Here is a 14,752-nt window from a genome sequence, read left to right on the forward strand (position 1 = left end):
TCGCTTCCGGAAGGCACGGAAATGGTTATGCCGGGCGACAACGTCACGGTTGCCGTTGAACTGATCGTTCCGATCGCCATGGAAGAAAAGCTGCGCTTCGCAATCCGCGAAGGCGGCCGCACCGTTGGCGCGGGCATCGTCGCTTCGATCATCGAGTAATTCAAAGCCTGCCGGGCGAGGGGTTTTCTCTCGCCCGGTGCTTTTTAACCGATGATCCACGAAATTTCATGCGCAGCGCCGGTTGGCGCTTGCGTATGACATGAAAATGTTGCAAATGGCGCGCGAGCAAGATTTGCGGCCTGCTTCGCTTTTGCGAGGCGGGTAAAACAATCCAAAAGGTGGGCTTTTGGGCCCGAAGACTGGATGAGGATGTCGCATCGCGGCGTTCTCCTCGATCTTTGACACCGGTGGTCCCGCCTTTTCAGATAAAGAACACCCCCTGCCGTGCTGTTGGCACCGGGGAGAACAAGATAACAAGGATAACGTCGAATGAACGGCCAAAATATCCGCATTCGCCTGAAGGCGTTCGATCACCGAATTCTCGATGCTTCCACGCGCGAGATTGTGTCGACGGCGAAGCGCACCGGAGCTAGCGTCCGGGGCCCCGTTCCGCTTCCGACTCGCATCGAGAAGTTTACGGTTAACCGGTCCCCTCACATCGATAAGAAGAGCCGCGAGCAGTTCGAAATGCGCACGCATAAGCGTCTGCTCGACATCGTCGATCCCACCCCGCAGACGGTAGATGCGCTGATGAAGCTCGATCTCGCCGCCGGCGTCGACGTGGAAATCAAGCTCTGAGACTCGCGTCTTGAGCTGAGTGAGAAGGATTGAACCGATGCGTTCAGGTGTAATTGCACAGAAAGTGGGAATGACCCGCGTCTATAACGACGCTGGCGAGCATGTCCCGGTGACGGTTTTGCGCGTTGAGAACTGCCAGGTTGTCGCGCACCGCACAGATGAAAAGAACGGCTACACGGCTGTTCAGCTTGGCGCTGGCGTTGCCAAGGTCAAGAACACGACGAAGGCCCTGCGTGGTCACTTTGCCGTGGCTCAGGTCGAGCCGAAGGCAAAGGTCGTCGAATTCCGCGTCGATGCCGACAATCTCGTCGATGTTGGTTCCGCCATCACCCCGAGCCACTTCACGGCTGGCCAGCTGGTCGACGTGACGGGTACCTCGATCGGTAAGGGTTTTGCCGGTGCCATGAAGCGCCATAACTTCGGCGGTCTTCGCGCCACGCACGGTGTGTCCGTTTCGCACCGCTCGCATGGTTCGACCGGTTCCAACCAGGATCCGGGTCGCGTCTGGAAGGGCAAGCGCATGGCTGGTCACATGGGCCAGACGCGCATCACCACCCAGAACCTCGAAGTGGTTTCGCTGGATGACGACCGTGGCCTGATCCTCGTCAAGGGCGCCGTCCCCGGTTCGAAGGGTTCCTGGATCATCGTCCGCGACGCCGTCAAGTCGGCCGCGAAGTAAGGGAGCCAAGAACATGGAATTCAACGTCAAGACCCTCGAGGGTAAAGACGCCGGCAAGGTCTCCCTGTCGGACGAGATCTTCGGCCTCGACCCCCGCCAGGACATCCTGGCCCGCATGGTGCGCTGGCAGCTTGCCAAGAAGCAGCAGGGCACGCACAAGACCAAGACCCGCGCCGAAGTTTCGCGCACGGGCGCCAAGATGTACAAGCAGAAGGGTACGGGCCGCGCTCGTCACCATTCGGCACGCGCTCCGCAGTTCCGCGGCGGCGGCAAGGCTCATGGTCCGGTTGTTCGCAGCCACGAGCATGACCTGCCCAAGAAGGTTCGTGCACTTGCTCTGCGTCACGCGCTCTCGGCAAAGCTGAAGGCTGAAGACCTGATCATCGTCGATCAGCTGGTTGCTGCCGAAGTCAAGACCAAGGCACTGGCCGGCACGTTCGAGACGCTCGGCCTCACCAATGCTCTCGTGATCGGCGGCGCCGAACTCGACAGCAACTTCAAGCTCGCTGCCCAGAACATCCCGAACGTCGATGTTCTGCCGGTTCAGGGCATCAATGTTTACGACATCCTGCGTCGCGGCAAGCTCGTCCTGTCGAAGGCTGCAGTGGAAGCTCTAGAGGAGCGTTTCAAGTGACCGATCTTCGCCACTATGATGTGATCGTCTCTCCTTCGATCACCGAAAAGTCGACGCTTCTGTCTGAACAGAACCAGGTCGTCTTCAACGTCGCCAAGGACGCTTCCAAGCCTGAAATCAAGGCTGCCGTGGAAGCTCTGTTCGGCGTCAAGGTCAAGGCCGTCAACACGCTCGTCCGTCTGGGCAAGACCAAGCGTTTCCGCGGCTTCATCGGCAAGCAGAAGGACGTCAAGAAGGCGATCGTGACGCTTGCTGAAGGCCAGTCGATCGACGTATCGACCGGCGTCTGAGGTAGGGAACAAGAACAATGGCATTGAAAAGCTTTAACCCGACGACCCCCAGCCAGCGTCAGCTGGTCATCGTCGACCGCTCTGGCCTCTGGAAGGGCAAGCCGGTCAAGGCGCTGACGGAAGGTCTCTCCAAGAGCGGCGGTCGTAACAACCTCGGTCGCATCACCGCCCGCTTCATCGGCGGCGGTCACAAGCGCACCTACCGTCTTGTTGATTTCAAGCGTCGCAAGTTTGAAGTCGAAGGCACGGTCGAACGTCTGGAATACGACCCGAACCGTTCGGCCTTCATCGCGCTCATCAACTACGCCGATGGCGAACAGGCCTACATCCTGGCTCCGCAGCGTCTGGCTGCCGGCGACAAGGTGATTGCCTCCGACAAGGCTGTGGACGTCAAGCCCGGCAACGCCATGCCGCTGCAGTACATCCCGGTCGGTTCGATCGTCCACAACGTCGAAATGAAGCCCGGCAAGGGCGGTCAGATCGCACGTTCGGCTGGCACCTATGTCCAGCTCGTCGGCCGCGATGCCGGCATGGCGATCCTGCGCCTCAATTCGGGTGAACAGCGTCTGGTTCCGGGCTCGTGCCTGGCAACCGTTGGCGCCGTGTCCAACCCGGACCACGGCAACACCAACGACGGCAAGGCCGGTCGCACCCGCTGGCGCGGCAAGACCCCGCATAACCGCGGTGTCGTCATGAACCCGGTCGACCACCCGCACGGCGGTGGTGAAGGCCGCACGTCCGGTGGTCGCCACCCGGTTTCCCCGTGGGGCAAGCCGACCAAGGGCAAGCGGACTCGCTCGAACAAGTCGACCGACAAGTTCATCATGCGCTCGCGCCACCTGAAGAAGAAGTAAGAGAGGTAGTCAGAAATGGCTCGTTCAGTATGGAAAGGTCCGTTCGTTGACGGCTATCTTCTCAAGAAGGCTGAGAAGGTTCGTGAAGGCGGTCGTAGCGAAGTGATCAAGATCTGGAGCCGTCGCTCCACGATCCTGCCGCAGTTCGTCGGTCTCACCTTTGGTGTCTACAACGGCAGCAAGCATGTTCCGGTCAGCGTCAACGAAGACATGGTCGGCCACAAGTTCGGTGAATTCTCTCCGACCCGGACCTACTACGGTCACGGTGCGGACAAGAAGGCAAAGAGGAAGTAATCATGGCGAAGGCAAAGACCGAACGCCGGCTGAAGGACAATGAAGCGCAGGCTGTTGCCCGCACGCTTCGCGTCAGCCCGCAGAAGCTGAACCTGGTTGCCGCCATGATCCGCGGCAAGAAGGTTGAGCGCGCGCTTGCAGAACTCGAGTTCTCCCGCAAGCGCATTTCCGGCCAGGTGAAGAAGACCCTTGAGTCTGCAATCGCCAACGCCGAAAACAACCATGACCTCGACGTCGACAGCCTTGTCGTCGCCGAAGCCTATGTCGGCAAGTCCATCACCATGAAGCGCTTCCACGCTCGTGGCCGTGGTCGTGCATCCCGCATCGAAAAGCCGTTCGCGCATCTCACGATCGTCGTGCGCGAAGTCGAGGAAAAAGGGGAGGCCGCATAATGGGTCAGAAAATCAATCCGATCGGTTTCCGCCTCGGCATTAACCGGACCTGGGACAGCCGTTGGTTCGCCGACAACGCCGAATACGGCCAGCTGCTCCATGAAGACCTGAAGATCCGCGCATACCTGATGTCCGAGCTGAAGCAGGCCGGCATCGCCAAGGTGATCATCGAGCGTCCGCACAAGAAGTGCCGCGTCACGATCCACTCGGCTCGCCCGGGTCTGATCATCGGCAAGAAGGGTGCGGACATCGAGAAGCTTCGCAAGAAGATCTCCACGATGACCAATTCCGAAACGCACCTCAACATCGTTGAAGTGCGCAAGCCGGAAGTGGATGCCACGCTGGTCGCTCAGTCGATCGCCCAGCAGCTGGAACGCCGCGTGGCGTTCCGTCGTGCCATGAAGCGTGCCGTTCAGTCGGCCATGCGTCTTGGCGCCGAAGGCATCAAGATCACCTGCGCAGGTCGTCTCGGCGGTGCGGAAATCGCGCGTACCGAATGGTACCGCGAAGGCCGCGTGCCGCTTCACACGCTGCGCGCCGACATCGATTACGGGACGGCGGAAGCCGAAACCGCATTCGGTATCTGCGGCATCAAGGTCTGGATCTTCAAGGGCGAAATCCTTGAGCATGATCCGATGGCTTCTGAACGCCGCGCTCTCGAAGGTGACGCACAGGGTCCGGCAAGCCGCGACCGTGGTGATCGTCGTCGCGAGAACGCTTGATTAGCGCTGGCGAAAGATAAGCTCGGAGAAGTAAGAAAATGTTGCAGCCAAAGCGTACCAAGTACCGCAAGCAGTTCAAGGGCCGCATCAAGGGCGTCGCCAAGGGTGGCTTCGACCTGGCATTCGGTGAATTCGGCCTGAAGGCACTCGAACCGAACCGCGTCAATGCACGCGAGATCGAAGCGGCCCGCCGCGCGATCACGCGTTACATGAAGCGCGCCGGTCGCGTATGGATCCGCGTCTTCCCGGACGTTCCGGTCACGGCAAAGCCGACCGAAGTGCGTATGGGTAAGGGCAAGGGTTCGGTTGAATACTGGGCTTGCAAGGTCAAGCCCGGCCGTATGATGTTTGAAATCGACGGTGTGTCCGAGGAAACGGCGCGCGAGGCCCTGCGTCTCGGCTCCGCCAAGCTCTCGGTCAAGACGCGCTTCGTTCAGCGCATCGCAGAGTAAGGGGTAAGGCACATGAAAGCCGAAGAAGTACGCGGCCTGACGGCCGACCAGCTCAAGGACAAGCTTGCGGACCTGAAGAAGGAGCAGTTCAACCTGCGCTTCCAGAAGGCAACCGGTCAGCTCGAAAAGTCCTCGCGCGTCAACGAAGTCCGCAAGGATATCGCCCGCGTGAAAACCATTGCCCGCCAGAAGGCGGCAGAAGCAAAGGCCTAAGGGAAGAACAATATGCCGAAGCGCATTCTGCAGGGCGTCGTGGTCAGCGACAAGAACGACAAGACGGTAGTGGTTCGGGTTGAGCGTCGTTTCGCTCACCCGCTGCTCCAGAAGACGGTTCGTCGTTCCAAGAAGTACAAGGCTCACGACGAAAACAATCAGTACAAGACCGGTGATGTGGTTTCCATTCAGGAATGCGCACCGATCTCGAAAGACAAGTGCTGGACGGTCATCTCCGCCCAGGCTTAATTTACAGCTCGATGCGTTCCGGGCCTTGTGTTCGGCGTAGAAATCTGTATGAAGCAGCGCATTGGCGCAGAACGCCCGGTCACGGGCGTTCTTTTGCTTTGCAGCGCAGGGAAGGTCTCTTGACGAGAAACCACCTTGGCAAGATCCATCCCGCGCGAAAAACAAATATGTCCATGAGCTGGAAGAGGGGGCCAAGGCCCAACCGTTCCAGTCATTACGAGAAGGCGACCTGACATGATTCAGATGCAAACAAACCTCGACGTTGCCGATAATTCCGGCGCGCGTCGTGTCATGTGCATCAAGGTGCTGGGCGGCTCCAAGCGCAAGTACGCTTCCATCGGCGACATCATCGTGGTGTCGATCAAGGAAGCCATCCCGCGCGGCCGCGTCAAGAAGGGCGACGTTATGAAAGCCGTCGTTGTTCGCACCGCCAAGGACATCCGCCGCCCCGACGGCAGCGTCATCCGCTTCGATAACAACGCAGCGGTCCTCATCGACAATAAAAAAGAGCCGATCGGCACCCGTATCTTCGGACCGGTTCCGCGCGAACTTCGCGCCAAGAACCATATGAAGATCATCTCGCTGGCTCCGGAAGTACTCTAAGGGGGCGGATAGCCATGCAGAAAATTCGTAAGGGCGACAACGTCGTCGTACTCACCGGCAAGGACAAGGGCCGTACCGGTGAAGTCGTTCAAGTGATGCCGAAGGAAGACCGCGCCGTCGTGCGTGGCGTCAACATGGTCAAGCGCCACCAGCGCCAGACCCAGACGCAGGAAGCCGGCATCATCAACAAGGAAGCCTCCATCCATCTGTCCAATATCGCGCTCGTCGCGAAGGACGGCAAGCCGACCCGCGTTGGCTTCTCCGTGGTCGATGGCAAGAAGGTCCGTGTGGCCAAGCGTACGGGAGATGTGATCGATGGCTGAGGCAAAGTACACGCCGCGTCTCAAGGCAGAATACGTATCCCGCATTCGCAAGGCGATGCAGGAGCAGTTTTCCTACGCCAACGAGATGCAGATTCCGCGGCTCGAGAAGATCGTCATCAACATGGGCGTCGGTGAAGCTACGGCTGATTCGAAGAAGCCTTCCGTTGCTGCCGCCGATCTCGCAGCGATTGCCGGCCAGAAGCCGGTCATCACCCGCGCCCGCAACTCCATCGCCGGCTTCAAGGTCCGCGAAGGCATGCCGATCGGCGCCAAGGTGACGCTGCGCGGCGCTCGCATGTATGAATTCCTGGATCGCCTGGTCAACATCGCGCTGCCGCGCGTTCGCGACTTCCGCGGCCTGAATCCGAAGAGCTTTGACGGCCGTGGCAACTTCGCCATGGGCATCAAGGAACACATTGTGTTCCCGGAGATCAACTACGACAAGGTTGATCAGATGTGGGGCATGGACATCATCGTTTGCACGACGGCCACCAAGGACGACGAAGCGCGGGCTCTTCTGAAAGAGTTCAACTTCCCGTTCCGTCAGTAACCGTAACGACGAGCGTAGAAAAGGAACTCGATATGGCGAAAACAAGCGCAATCGAAAAGAACAAGCGCCGCCGCAAGACGGTTTCCGAACAGGCTGCCAAGCGCGCAGCCCTGAAGGCAACCGTCATGAACCAGGACCTGCCCATCGAAGAGCGGTTCCAGGCTACTCTGAAGCTCGCTTCGCTGCCGCGTGACGGTTCGAAGACGCGCATCCGCAACCGTTGCGAAGTCACCGGTCGCCCGCGCGCCTTCTACCGCAAGCTCAAGATGTCCCGTATCGCGCTTCGCGAACTGGGCAACCTGGGCAAGGTTCCCGGCATCGTTAAGTCCAGCTGGTAAGGAGACGGTTCAATGACCATGACTGATCCTCTGGGCGATATGCTCACCCGCATCCGCAACGGCGCTGCCCGTCGCAAGTCTTCCGTGACCACGCCGGCTTCCAAGCTGCGCGTTCGCGTGCTCGACGTGCTGCAGGCGGAAGGCTACATCCGCGGTTACACCCAGACCGATTACGGTAACGGCAAGTCCGAGATCGAAATCGAACTGAAGTACTATGAAGGCGCGTCCGTCATTCGTGAGATTGGCCGCGTGTCCAAGCCGGGCCGCCGAGTTTATGTCTCGGTTAAGTCCATTCCGCAGGTCGCGAACGGCCTCGGCATCACCATCCTTTCGACTCCGAAGGGTGTGATGGCCGATCACCAGGCTCGCGAACAGAATGTTGGTGGCGAGGTACTTTGCTCGGTCTTCTAAGGCTGATGCAACGTTCTCCAGCGAAACAGACAGGTTGAACAATGTCTCGTATCGGTAAGAAGCCCGTTCAGGTACCTGCAGGGATCACGGCCTCGGTTGAAGGCCAGACAGTGACTGCAAAAGGCCCGAAAGGCGAACTCGTCTTCGTTGCAAACGACGAAGTGAAGGTTACCTTCGACAATAACGCCGTATCGGTGGTTCCGGCCAACGACAGCAAGGATGCTCGGTCCAAGTGGGGCATGTCCCGCACGATGATCGAAAACATCTTCAAAGGCGTGAAGGACGGTTTTGAGCGCAAGCTCGAAATCAACGGCGTCGGTTACCGCGCGGCCATGCAGGGCAAGAACCTGCAGCTGTCGCTCGGTTTCAGCCATGACGTCGTCTATGAGCCCCCGCAGGGCATCACCATTGCCGTGCCGAAGCCGACGGAAATCGTCGTCACCGGCATCAATAAGCAGCAGGTCGGTCAGGTAGCAGCGGAAATCCGCGAATACCGCGGTCCAGAGCCCTACAAGGGCAAAGGCGTCAAGTACGCCGAGGAACGTATCGTCCGCAAGGAAGGCAAGAAGAAGTAAGGTTGACGCGAAATGGCTAGCAGGAAACAAGCACTTGCAAAGCGCGCGAGCCGCGTGCGCCGCCAGATCAAGGCGGTTGCGAACGGTCGCCCGCGTCTGTCGGTTCATCGCTCGTCGAAGAACATCTATGCCCAGGTCATCGATGACGTGGCTGGTCGCACGCTTGCGGCCGCCTCCACGCTCGATGGCGGTCTGCGCACGTCCCTGAAGACGGGTGCCGACATCGCTGCTGCTGCCGCAGTCGGCAAGCTCGTTGCAGAGCGCGCCGTCACGGCTGGCGTGAAGGAAGTGGTCTTCGACCGCGGCGCCTTCATTTTCCACGGCCGCATCAAGGCACTTGCCGATGCTGCCCGCGAAGGCGGTCTGAGCTTCTAAGGCATTCGTCCGGTCCTTTCGGGGACCGGACGTTTCGGTGTCCGGGACCTTGGTCTCGTGCGCCATCACCGGCCGGTGGATATCCCTCAAGGCGGGGATCCGTCGGCTATTCGAATGTTGCCGTTCGAACCGGAAAAGAAAAAGGAAAAGGACAATGGCACAGGAAAAGAGAGGCTCGCGCGACGATCGCTCGAACCGCGAAGAGCGCGATAGCGAATTCGTTGACAAGCTGGTCGCGATCAATCGCGTTGCCAAGGTTGTCAAGGGTGGCCGTCGTTTCGGTTTCGCTGCACTCGTCGTCGTTGGCGACCAGAAGGGCCGCGTTGGCTTTGGCCATGGCAAGGCACGTGAAGTGCCGGAAGCTATCCGCAAGGCAACTGAAGCTGCCAAGCGCGACCTGATCTTCGTACCGCTGCGCGATGGCCGTACGCTTCATCATGACGTCAATGGCCGTCACGGCGCTGGCAAGGTTCTGCTGCGTGCCGCCAAGGCCGGTACCGGTATCATCGCCGGTGGCCCGATGCGCGCCGTTTTCGAAACGCTCGGCGTTCATGACGTCGTTGCAAAGTCGACCGGTTCGTCGAACCCGTACAACATGGTTCGCGCAACGTTCGACGCCCTGAAGCACCAGGTGCATCCGAAGGACGTGGCAGCACAGCGCGGCATCAAGTATGCAACGCTTCAGGCTCGCCGTGCCGCTTCCGGCAATGCTCAGGAAGAATAAGGAGTTCGTCGATGGCCAATGAAACCAAGACGGTAACGGTCGAACAGATCGGAAGCCCCATTCGCCGGCCCGCCGTACAGCGCCAGACGCTGATCGGCCTCGGCCTCAACAAGATGCACCGGGTTCGCACGCTGGAAGACACCCCGTCTGTGCGTGGCATGATCCGGTCTGTCCAGCATCTCGTTCGCGTCGTCGACGAGAAGTGAGACGGAGGAAGACATCATGAAACTGAATGAAATCAAGGACAACGAAGGCTCCACCAAGGACCGTATCCGCGTTGGTCGCGGTATCGGTTCTGGCAAGGGCAAGACCGGTGGTCGCGGCGTCAAGGGTCAGAAGGCCCGTTCCGGCGTTGCCGTCAACGGCTTCGAAGGCGGTCAGATGCCCATCTACCGTCGTCTGCCGAAGCGCGGCTTCAACAACATCTTCGCGTCCGAATTTGTTGTCGTGTCGCTCGGCCGCATCCAGACCGCCATCGACGCCAAGAAGCTCGACGCTTCTGCACCGATCGATGCGGCAGCCCTCAAGGCCGCCGGTGTCATCCGTCGCCTGAAGGACGGCATCCGCATTCTGTCGGATGGCGAACTGACGGCCAAGGTTTCGATCGAAGCCGCCGGCGCCTCCAAGGCTGCCGTCGAGAAGATCGAAAAGGCCGGTGGCTCGATCAAGCTGCCGGAAGTTGCTTCCGCCGAATAATGAACTGAAGAATCGCCCGGGGTGCTTCACACCGGGCGATTTTGCTCCCATATGTGAGCCTCACGATTCCGGACCCGATTTGCGGGCACGTCCGGGACATCGCGGAAAACGGGGTGAGGCATAAGGTTGCATGGCAGCCCTTCCGTCTCCCGGTTTTATGAACCTGAATATGGACTGCTTTCCGGATCTGGCCGCAGGGGCGCGCCGCCGGAATTGGTCAGGCGGAGAAATGCATGGCTTCTGCAGCTGAACAACTGGCCTCCAATCTTAATTTTTCAACTTTTTCCAAAGCGACGGATCTCAAGAAGCGCCTGTGGTTCACACTGGCGGCTCTGCTTGTCTATCGTCTCGGGACGCATATTCCGCTGCCGGGTCTCAACCCTGAAGCCTATGCGCAGGCCTTCCGCGGCCAGGCGGGCGGCATTCTCGGCCTCTTCAACATGTTTGCCGGCGGTGCTGTCGAGCGCATGGCGATCTTCGCGCTCGGCATCATGCCGTATATCTCCGCGTCGATCATCGTGCAGCTGATGACCTCCGTCGTGCCTTCTCTGGAAAACCTGAAGAAGGAAGGCGAACAGGGCCGCAAGATCATCAACCAGTATACCCGTTACGGCACGGTCCTTCTCGGCACGCTGCAGGCCTATGGCATTGCCGCCGGCCTTGAGAGCGGGCAGGGGCTGGTGATTGATCCGGGCTGGTTCTTCCGCATCTCGACGGTCGTGACGCTGCTCGGCGGCACCATGTTCCTGATGTGGCTCGGCGAGCAGATCACCTCGCGCGGCATCGGCAACGGCATTTCGCTGATCATCTTCGCCGGCATTGCCGCAGGCCTGCCGAAGGCGCTGGCCGGAACGCTGGAACTCGGCCGTACCGGTGCGCTGTCGACCGCGCTCATCCTGACCGTCGTCGTCGTTGCCATCGGCGTCATCGCGCTCATCGTCTTCGTCGAACGCGCCCAGCGCCGGCTGCTGATCCAGTATCCGAAGCGCCAGGTCGGCAATCGGATGTTCCAGGGCGATACGTCGCACCTGCCGCTGAAGCTGAACACCGCGGGCGTCATCCCGGCGATCTTTGCCTCGTCGCTTCTGCTTCTGCCGGCGACGGCTGCGGGTTTCGCCGGCAATACGAACCTGCCGTCCTGGGCAACGGCCGTCATCGGCTCGCTGCAGCACGGCCAGCCGCTGTTCATGCTGTTCTATGGCGCGCTGATTGCCTTCTTCTCGTTCTTCTACACGGCCATCGTCTTCAATCCGAAGGATACGGCCGACAATCTGAAGAAGCATGGCGGCTTCATTCCGGGCATTCGTCCGGGCGAGCGCACCGCGGAATACATCGACTACGTCCTGACGCGCATCACCGTCATCGGCGCCATCTACCTCGTGTTCGTCTGCATTCTTCCCGAAACGCTGATCGCAAGGACGGGTATCCCATTAGCCCTTGGTGGTACTTCGCTTTTGATCGTTGTCAGTGTTACCCTTGATACGGTAGCACAGATCCAGGGCCATCTGATTGCACAGCAATATGAAGGTCTGATCAAGAAGTCCAAGCTGCGTGGAGGAAAGAGGGGACGATGAGATTGATTCTTTTGGGGCCGCCGGGGGCGGGTAAGGGGACCCAAGCCCAGCGGATCGTTGAAAAGCACGGCCTTCCGCAATTGTCGACGGGTGACATGCTGCGTGCAGCGATCCTGGCGGAAACCGAAGTGGGCAAGCGCGTCAAGGCGGTGCTCGATTCGGGCAAGCTCGTCTCCGACGACATCGTGATTGCGATCGTCTCGGAGCGGATCGACCAGCCGGACTGTGCCAACGGCTTTATTCTCGATGGCTTTCCGCGCACGCTGGTGCAGGCCGATGCGACCGAGGCCATGCTTGCGGCCAAGGGCATCGACCTCTCGGTGGTGATCGAGCTTCGGGTCAACGACAAGGAGCTGGTGCGCCGTGTTTCGGGTCGCTACAGCTGCGCAAGCTGCGGTTCCGTCTACCACGACACGGACCACAAGCCGGGCGTCGAAGGGGTTTGCGACAAGTGTGGTTCGACCCACTTCAAGCGCCGTCCGGACGACAATGCCGAGACGATGACGCAGCGACTCGAGGTGTACTACAAGGAAACCTCGCCGCTCATCGGCTACTACTATGCCAAGGGCAAGCTGAAGAGCGTCGATGGCATGGCAGAAATGGACGTCGTGACGTCGCAGATTGAAGCGATCCTGGCAGACCTTTGAGGTTTGCCCGGGCGTTACCCCAAGAATCTTGGCGGGGCCGGTTGCTATTTTCGACTGATTCCGCTAAAGACCGCGCCAACTCGCGACATTGCTGCGATCGGCGCGGAACATCCGCAAGGATGTCCGGTCCGGTCGTTTTGACTTGTCACGGATGAGATTTGAACTGGCGGCCCTCTATGGCTGCTCTCATGGAAGAAGCACCACTTGCCGGATGGCAACTGGAACGCAAGGAGAATAGGCGTGGCACGTATCGCTGGCGTCAACATCCCGACTGCGAAGCGCGTCGTTATCGCGCTGACCTATATTCACGGGATCGGCCCTAAATTCGCACAGGAAATCGTCGAGAAGGTCGGTATTCCGGCTGAACGTCGCGTTCATCAGCTGACGGACGCAGAAGTCCTCTCGATCCGCGAAACCATCGACCGCGATTACCAGGTTGAAGGTGACCTGCGTCGCGAAACCGCGATGAACATCAAGCGTCTGATGGACCTCGGCTGCTACCGCGGCCTGCGCCATCGTCGCGGCCTGCCGGTCCGCGGTCAGCGCACGCACACCAATGCCCGCACCCGCAAGGGTCCGGCAAAGGCGATCGCCGGTAAGAAGAAGTAATTTTTCAGGCATGAGCCGATAGGCAGTAGGCGGTAGCAGGGAAAGCTATTGGCTACTGCCTCGTTTCTGTTGCCTGAAAAGGTGGAGCCGCTGGTGCTACGGCGGTGACGATATCAACGAAAGGAAGACCATGGCCAAGGAAGCCACACGCGTCCGCCGTCGCGAACGTAAGAACATTTCGTCGGGCGTTGCACACGTCAACTCGACGTTCAACAACACCATGATCACCATCACCGATGCGCAGGGCAATGCGATTGCCTGGTCGTCTGCTGGTGCCAAGGGTTTCAAGGGTTCGCGCAAGTCGACGCCGTTTGCTGCCCAGATCGCTGCTGAAGACTGCGCCAAGAAGGCTCAGGAACACGGCATGAAGTCTCTCGAAGTCGAAGTCTGCGGCCCGGGTTCCGGTCGTGAATCGGCTCTGCGCGCCCTCCAGGCTGCGGGTTTCATGATCACCTCCATCCGTGACGTGACGCCGATCCCGCACAATGGTTGCCGTCCGCGCAAGAAGCGCCGCGTCTAATTCGCCTTCGGAGGCTGCTCTTGGCGGCGGCCTCGGTTCGAATTCGTGTGATGCCGCCTTACTTCGTCAATCGGGGTATGGCGGCTTTGCCGTAACGCCCAAGAAGAGTGTTTCTCCTTGGCGCTTCTCATGCTCGGTTGCCACGATTGGATAGTGGCAGCGAACGGAAGGTTTTAATCATGATCCAGAAGAACTGGCAGGAACTGATCAAGCCGAACAAGGTGGAGTTCACCTCGTCCGGTCGCACCAAGGCCACGCTCGTCGCGGAGCCGCTGGAACGCGGTTTTGGTCTGACGCTCGGCAACGCGCTGCGCCGCGTTCTCTTGTCGTCGCTGCGTGGTGCCGCCGTCACTGCTGTGCAGATCGACGGCGTTCTGCACGAATTCTCCTCCATCCCCGGCGTGCGGGAAGATGTGACGGACATCGTGCTCAACATCAAGGAAATCGCCATCAAGATGGATGGCGACGATGCAAAGCGGATGGTCGTGCGCAAGCAGGGCCCGGGTGCGGTGCTTGCCGGCGATATCCAGACGGTTGGTGACATCGAGATCCTCAATCCGAACCATGTCATCTGCACGCTCGACGAGGGTGCGGAAATCCGCATGGAATTCACGGTGAACAACGGCAAGGGCTATGTGCCTGCCGATCGCAACCGTGCCGAAGATGCGCCGATCGGCCTCATTCCGGTCGACAGCCTCTACTCCCCGGTCAAGAAAGTGTCCTACAAGGTGGAAAACACCCGCGAAGGCCAGGTTCTCGACTATGACAAGCTGACCATGACCATCGAAACCGATGGTTCGGTCACGGGCGAGGATGCCGTGGCGTTTGCCGCTCGCATTCTTCAGGACCAGCTGTCGGTCTTCGTCAACTTCGACGAGCCGCAGAAGGAAGCAGAAGAAGAATCGGTCACTGAACTGGCGTTCAACCCGGCTCTCCTCAAGAAGGTCGACGAACTGGAACTCTCTGTCCGTTCGGCCAACTGCCTGAAGAACGACAACATCGTCTACATCGGCGACCTCATCCAGAAGACCGAGGCGGAAATGCTGCGCACGCCGAACTTCGGTCGCAAGTCGCTGAACGAGATCAAGGAAGTGCTCGCTTCCATGGGCCTGCATCTGGGTATGGAAGTTCCTGCCTGGCCGCCGGAAAACATCGAAGATCTCGCCAAGCGCTACGAAGATCAGTATTAACCGCCCAACCGTTCCGGGCGGGCCCGCAAGGTGGCCCGCT

The 14,752-nt window shown here is 59.7% G+C and carries 27 protein-coding genes; all 27 read left to right on the plus strand.

Annotated elements, in window-relative coordinates; genetic code table 11:
• A partial coding sequence (locus tag ACEXP3_RS21740; RefSeq protein WP_508436202.1) for an EF-Tu C-terminal domain-related protein occupies nt 1-159 on the plus strand: 159 nt, incomplete at its 5' end.
• Nucleotides 160-489: 330 nt separating this feature from the next.
• A complete protein-coding gene (rpsJ, locus tag ACEXP3_RS21745; RefSeq protein ID WP_003547547.1) occupies nt 490-798 on the plus strand; it encodes a 30S ribosomal protein S10 in 309 nt (102 codons plus the stop codon).
• A 37-nt stretch (nt 799-835) separates the two neighbouring features.
• Nucleotides 836-1,477 (plus strand): 50S ribosomal protein L3, encoded by a 642-nt coding sequence (rplC, locus tag ACEXP3_RS21750; protein ID WP_210102774.1) that lies wholly within the window; start codon nt 836-838, stop codon nt 1,475-1,477.
• A 13-nt stretch (nt 1,478-1,490) separates the two neighbouring features.
• Complete coding sequence (gene rplD, locus ACEXP3_RS21755; protein ID WP_210102773.1) at nt 1,491-2,111, plus strand: 50S ribosomal protein L4; 621 nt, start codon at nt 1,491-1,493, stop codon at nt 2,109-2,111.
• Nucleotides 2,108-2,401 (plus strand): 50S ribosomal protein L23, encoded by a 294-nt coding sequence (locus ACEXP3_RS21760; protein ID WP_137131958.1) that lies wholly within the window; start codon nt 2,108-2,110, stop codon nt 2,399-2,401. The genes rplD and ACEXP3_RS21760 overlap by 4 nt, the downstream gene beginning before the upstream one ends.
• Nucleotides 2,402-2,418: 17 nt before the next feature.
• Entirely contained in the window at nt 2,419-3,255 is an 837-nt protein-coding gene (rplB, locus tag ACEXP3_RS21765; protein WP_210102772.1) for a 50S ribosomal protein L2, read from the plus strand.
• A 15-nt stretch (nt 3,256-3,270) separates the two neighbouring features.
• Nucleotides 3,271-3,549, plus strand: a complete 279-nt coding sequence (gene rpsS / locus ACEXP3_RS21770; RefSeq protein WP_028735901.1) for a 30S ribosomal protein S19 — start codon at nt 3,271-3,273, stop codon at nt 3,547-3,549.
• Nucleotides 3,550-3,551: 2 nt separating this feature from the next.
• Nucleotides 3,552-3,941 (plus strand): 50S ribosomal protein L22, encoded by a 390-nt coding sequence (gene rplV / locus ACEXP3_RS21775; RefSeq protein ID WP_306838472.1) that lies wholly within the window; start codon nt 3,552-3,554, stop codon nt 3,939-3,941.
• Nucleotides 3,941-4,663, plus strand: a complete 723-nt coding sequence (gene rpsC / locus ACEXP3_RS21780; RefSeq protein ID WP_210102770.1) for a 30S ribosomal protein S3 — start codon at nt 3,941-3,943, stop codon at nt 4,661-4,663. Before rplV ends, rpsC begins: the two co-directional genes overlap by 1 nt.
• 38 nt (nt 4,664-4,701) lie before the next feature.
• Nucleotides 4,702-5,115, plus strand: coding sequence for a 50S ribosomal protein L16 (gene rplP, locus ACEXP3_RS21785; protein WP_210102769.1), 414 nt, complete (start codon nt 4,702-4,704; stop codon nt 5,113-5,115).
• Nucleotides 5,116-5,127: 12 nt separating this feature from the next.
• Entirely contained in the window at nt 5,128-5,328 is a 201-nt protein-coding gene (rpmC, locus tag ACEXP3_RS21790; protein ID WP_016553554.1) for a 50S ribosomal protein L29, read from the plus strand.
• 12 nt (nt 5,329-5,340) lie between these two features.
• A complete protein-coding gene (rpsQ, locus tag ACEXP3_RS21795) occupies nt 5,341-5,577 on the plus strand; it encodes a 30S ribosomal protein S17 (protein WP_210102768.1) in 237 nt (78 codons plus the stop codon).
• A gap of 234 nt (nt 5,578-5,811) precedes the next feature.
• Nucleotides 5,812-6,180, plus strand: a complete 369-nt coding sequence (gene rplN / locus ACEXP3_RS21800; RefSeq protein WP_007770138.1) for a 50S ribosomal protein L14 — start codon at nt 5,812-5,814, stop codon at nt 6,178-6,180.
• Between the two features lie 14 nt (nt 6,181-6,194).
• Nucleotides 6,195-6,503, plus strand: a complete 309-nt coding sequence (gene rplX, locus ACEXP3_RS21805; protein ID WP_377299327.1) for a 50S ribosomal protein L24 — start codon at nt 6,195-6,197, stop codon at nt 6,501-6,503.
• Complete coding sequence (gene rplE / locus ACEXP3_RS21810) at nt 6,496-7,053, plus strand: 50S ribosomal protein L5 (RefSeq protein ID WP_210102766.1); 558 nt, start codon at nt 6,496-6,498, stop codon at nt 7,051-7,053. The genes rplX and rplE overlap by 8 nt, the downstream gene beginning before the upstream one ends.
• A gap of 32 nt (nt 7,054-7,085) precedes the next feature.
• The gene (gene rpsN, locus ACEXP3_RS21815; protein WP_210102765.1) at nt 7,086-7,391 is read left to right on the plus strand and encodes a 30S ribosomal protein S14; all 306 of its coding nucleotides are present in this window, start codon (nt 7,086-7,088) and stop codon (nt 7,389-7,391) included.
• 12 nt (nt 7,392-7,403) lie between these two features.
• A complete protein-coding gene (gene rpsH, locus ACEXP3_RS21820; protein WP_210102764.1) occupies nt 7,404-7,802 on the plus strand; it encodes a 30S ribosomal protein S8 in 399 nt (132 codons plus the stop codon).
• Between the two features lie 41 nt (nt 7,803-7,843).
• Nucleotides 7,844-8,377 (plus strand): 50S ribosomal protein L6, encoded by a 534-nt coding sequence (gene rplF, locus ACEXP3_RS21825; protein ID WP_210102763.1) that lies wholly within the window; start codon nt 7,844-7,846, stop codon nt 8,375-8,377.
• A 12-nt stretch (nt 8,378-8,389) separates the two neighbouring features.
• Nucleotides 8,390-8,752, plus strand: coding sequence for a 50S ribosomal protein L18 (gene rplR / locus ACEXP3_RS21830; RefSeq protein ID WP_210102762.1), 363 nt, complete (start codon nt 8,390-8,392; stop codon nt 8,750-8,752).
• 154 nt (nt 8,753-8,906) lie between these two features.
• Nucleotides 8,907-9,476 (plus strand): 30S ribosomal protein S5, encoded by a 570-nt coding sequence (gene rpsE, locus ACEXP3_RS21835; RefSeq protein ID WP_210102761.1) that lies wholly within the window; start codon nt 8,907-8,909, stop codon nt 9,474-9,476.
• Between the two features lie 11 nt (nt 9,477-9,487).
• Nucleotides 9,488-9,682 (plus strand): 50S ribosomal protein L30, encoded by a 195-nt coding sequence (gene rpmD / locus ACEXP3_RS21840; RefSeq protein ID WP_210102760.1) that lies wholly within the window; start codon nt 9,488-9,490, stop codon nt 9,680-9,682.
• Nucleotides 9,683-9,698: 16 nt separating this feature from the next.
• On the plus strand, nt 9,699-10,172 hold the full coding sequence (gene rplO / locus ACEXP3_RS21845) for a 50S ribosomal protein L15 (protein ID WP_210102759.1): 474 nt from the start codon (nt 9,699-9,701) through the stop codon (nt 10,170-10,172).
• A gap of 233 nt (nt 10,173-10,405) precedes the next feature.
• Nucleotides 10,406-11,746 carry a preprotein translocase subunit SecY gene (gene secY / locus ACEXP3_RS21850; protein WP_210102758.1) on the plus strand — a complete coding sequence of 447 codons (1,341 nt, stop codon included), beginning with the start codon at nt 10,406-10,408 and terminating at the stop codon, nt 11,744-11,746.
• On the plus strand, nt 11,743-12,393 hold the full coding sequence (locus ACEXP3_RS21855) for an adenylate kinase (RefSeq protein WP_210102757.1): 651 nt from the start codon (nt 11,743-11,745) through the stop codon (nt 12,391-12,393). The genes secY and ACEXP3_RS21855 overlap by 4 nt, the downstream gene beginning before the upstream one ends.
• Before the next feature lie 240 nt (nt 12,394-12,633).
• The gene (gene rpsM, locus ACEXP3_RS21860) at nt 12,634-13,002 is read left to right on the plus strand and encodes a 30S ribosomal protein S13 (RefSeq protein WP_210102756.1); all 369 of its coding nucleotides are present in this window, start codon (nt 12,634-12,636) and stop codon (nt 13,000-13,002) included.
• Between the two features lie 130 nt (nt 13,003-13,132).
• Entirely contained in the window at nt 13,133-13,522 is a 390-nt protein-coding gene (gene rpsK, locus ACEXP3_RS21865; RefSeq protein WP_015915761.1) for a 30S ribosomal protein S11, read from the plus strand.
• A 179-nt stretch (nt 13,523-13,701) separates the two neighbouring features.
• Entirely contained in the window at nt 13,702-14,712 is a 1,011-nt protein-coding gene (locus tag ACEXP3_RS21870; RefSeq protein WP_210102755.1) for a DNA-directed RNA polymerase subunit alpha, read from the plus strand.
• The last annotated feature ends 40 nt before the right edge of the window (nt 14,713-14,752 follow it).

This window comes from Neorhizobium fuzhouense, assembly GCF_042611105.1.
Lineage (GTDB): Bacteria > Pseudomonadota > Alphaproteobacteria > Rhizobiales > Rhizobiaceae > Neorhizobium > Neorhizobium galegae_A.

What these genes read in the sequence shown, in the direction of transcription:
- rpsJ (WP_003547547.1), top strand. Translation starts at nt 490, where the DNA reads ATGAACGGCCAAAATATCCGCATTCGCCTGAAGGCGTTCGATCACCGA.
- rplC (WP_210102774.1), top strand. Translation starts at nt 836, where the DNA reads ATGCGTTCAGGTGTAATTGCACAGAAAGTGGGAATGACCCGCGTCTAT.
- rplD (WP_210102773.1), top strand. Translation starts at nt 1,491, where the DNA reads ATGGAATTCAACGTCAAGACCCTCGAGGGTAAAGACGCCGGCAAGGTC.
- rplB (WP_210102772.1), top strand. Translation starts at nt 2,419, where the DNA reads ATGGCATTGAAAAGCTTTAACCCGACGACCCCCAGCCAGCGTCAGCTG.
- rpsS (WP_028735901.1), top strand. Translation starts at nt 3,271, where the DNA reads ATGGCTCGTTCAGTATGGAAAGGTCCGTTCGTTGACGGCTATCTTCTC.
- rplV (WP_306838472.1), top strand. Translation starts at nt 3,552, where the DNA reads ATGGCGAAGGCAAAGACCGAACGCCGGCTGAAGGACAATGAAGCGCAG.
- rpsC (WP_210102770.1), top strand. Translation starts at nt 3,941, where the DNA reads ATGGGTCAGAAAATCAATCCGATCGGTTTCCGCCTCGGCATTAACCGG.
- rplP (WP_210102769.1), top strand. Translation starts at nt 4,702, where the DNA reads ATGTTGCAGCCAAAGCGTACCAAGTACCGCAAGCAGTTCAAGGGCCGC.
- rpmC (WP_016553554.1), top strand. Translation starts at nt 5,128, where the DNA reads ATGAAAGCCGAAGAAGTACGCGGCCTGACGGCCGACCAGCTCAAGGAC.
- rpsQ (WP_210102768.1), top strand. Translation starts at nt 5,341, where the DNA reads ATGCCGAAGCGCATTCTGCAGGGCGTCGTGGTCAGCGACAAGAACGAC.
- rplN (WP_007770138.1), top strand. Translation starts at nt 5,812, where the DNA reads ATGATTCAGATGCAAACAAACCTCGACGTTGCCGATAATTCCGGCGCG.
- rplX (WP_377299327.1), top strand. Translation starts at nt 6,195, where the DNA reads ATGCAGAAAATTCGTAAGGGCGACAACGTCGTCGTACTCACCGGCAAG.
- rplE (WP_210102766.1), top strand. Translation starts at nt 6,496, where the DNA reads ATGGCTGAGGCAAAGTACACGCCGCGTCTCAAGGCAGAATACGTATCC.
- rpsN (WP_210102765.1), top strand. Translation starts at nt 7,086, where the DNA reads ATGGCGAAAACAAGCGCAATCGAAAAGAACAAGCGCCGCCGCAAGACG.
- rpsH (WP_210102764.1), top strand. Translation starts at nt 7,404, where the DNA reads ATGACCATGACTGATCCTCTGGGCGATATGCTCACCCGCATCCGCAAC.
- rplF (WP_210102763.1), top strand. Translation starts at nt 7,844, where the DNA reads ATGTCTCGTATCGGTAAGAAGCCCGTTCAGGTACCTGCAGGGATCACG.
- rplR (WP_210102762.1), top strand. Translation starts at nt 8,390, where the DNA reads ATGGCTAGCAGGAAACAAGCACTTGCAAAGCGCGCGAGCCGCGTGCGC.
- rpsE (WP_210102761.1), top strand. Translation starts at nt 8,907, where the DNA reads ATGGCACAGGAAAAGAGAGGCTCGCGCGACGATCGCTCGAACCGCGAA.
- rpmD (WP_210102760.1), top strand. Translation starts at nt 9,488, where the DNA reads ATGGCCAATGAAACCAAGACGGTAACGGTCGAACAGATCGGAAGCCCC.
- rplO (WP_210102759.1), top strand. Translation starts at nt 9,699, where the DNA reads ATGAAACTGAATGAAATCAAGGACAACGAAGGCTCCACCAAGGACCGT.
- secY (WP_210102758.1), top strand. Translation starts at nt 10,406, where the DNA reads ATGGCTTCTGCAGCTGAACAACTGGCCTCCAATCTTAATTTTTCAACT.
- ACEXP3_RS21855 (WP_210102757.1), top strand. Translation starts at nt 11,743, where the DNA reads ATGAGATTGATTCTTTTGGGGCCGCCGGGGGCGGGTAAGGGGACCCAA.
- rpsK (WP_015915761.1), top strand. Translation starts at nt 13,133, where the DNA reads ATGGCCAAGGAAGCCACACGCGTCCGCCGTCGCGAACGTAAGAACATT.
- ACEXP3_RS21870 (WP_210102755.1), top strand. Translation starts at nt 13,702, where the DNA reads ATGATCCAGAAGAACTGGCAGGAACTGATCAAGCCGAACAAGGTGGAG.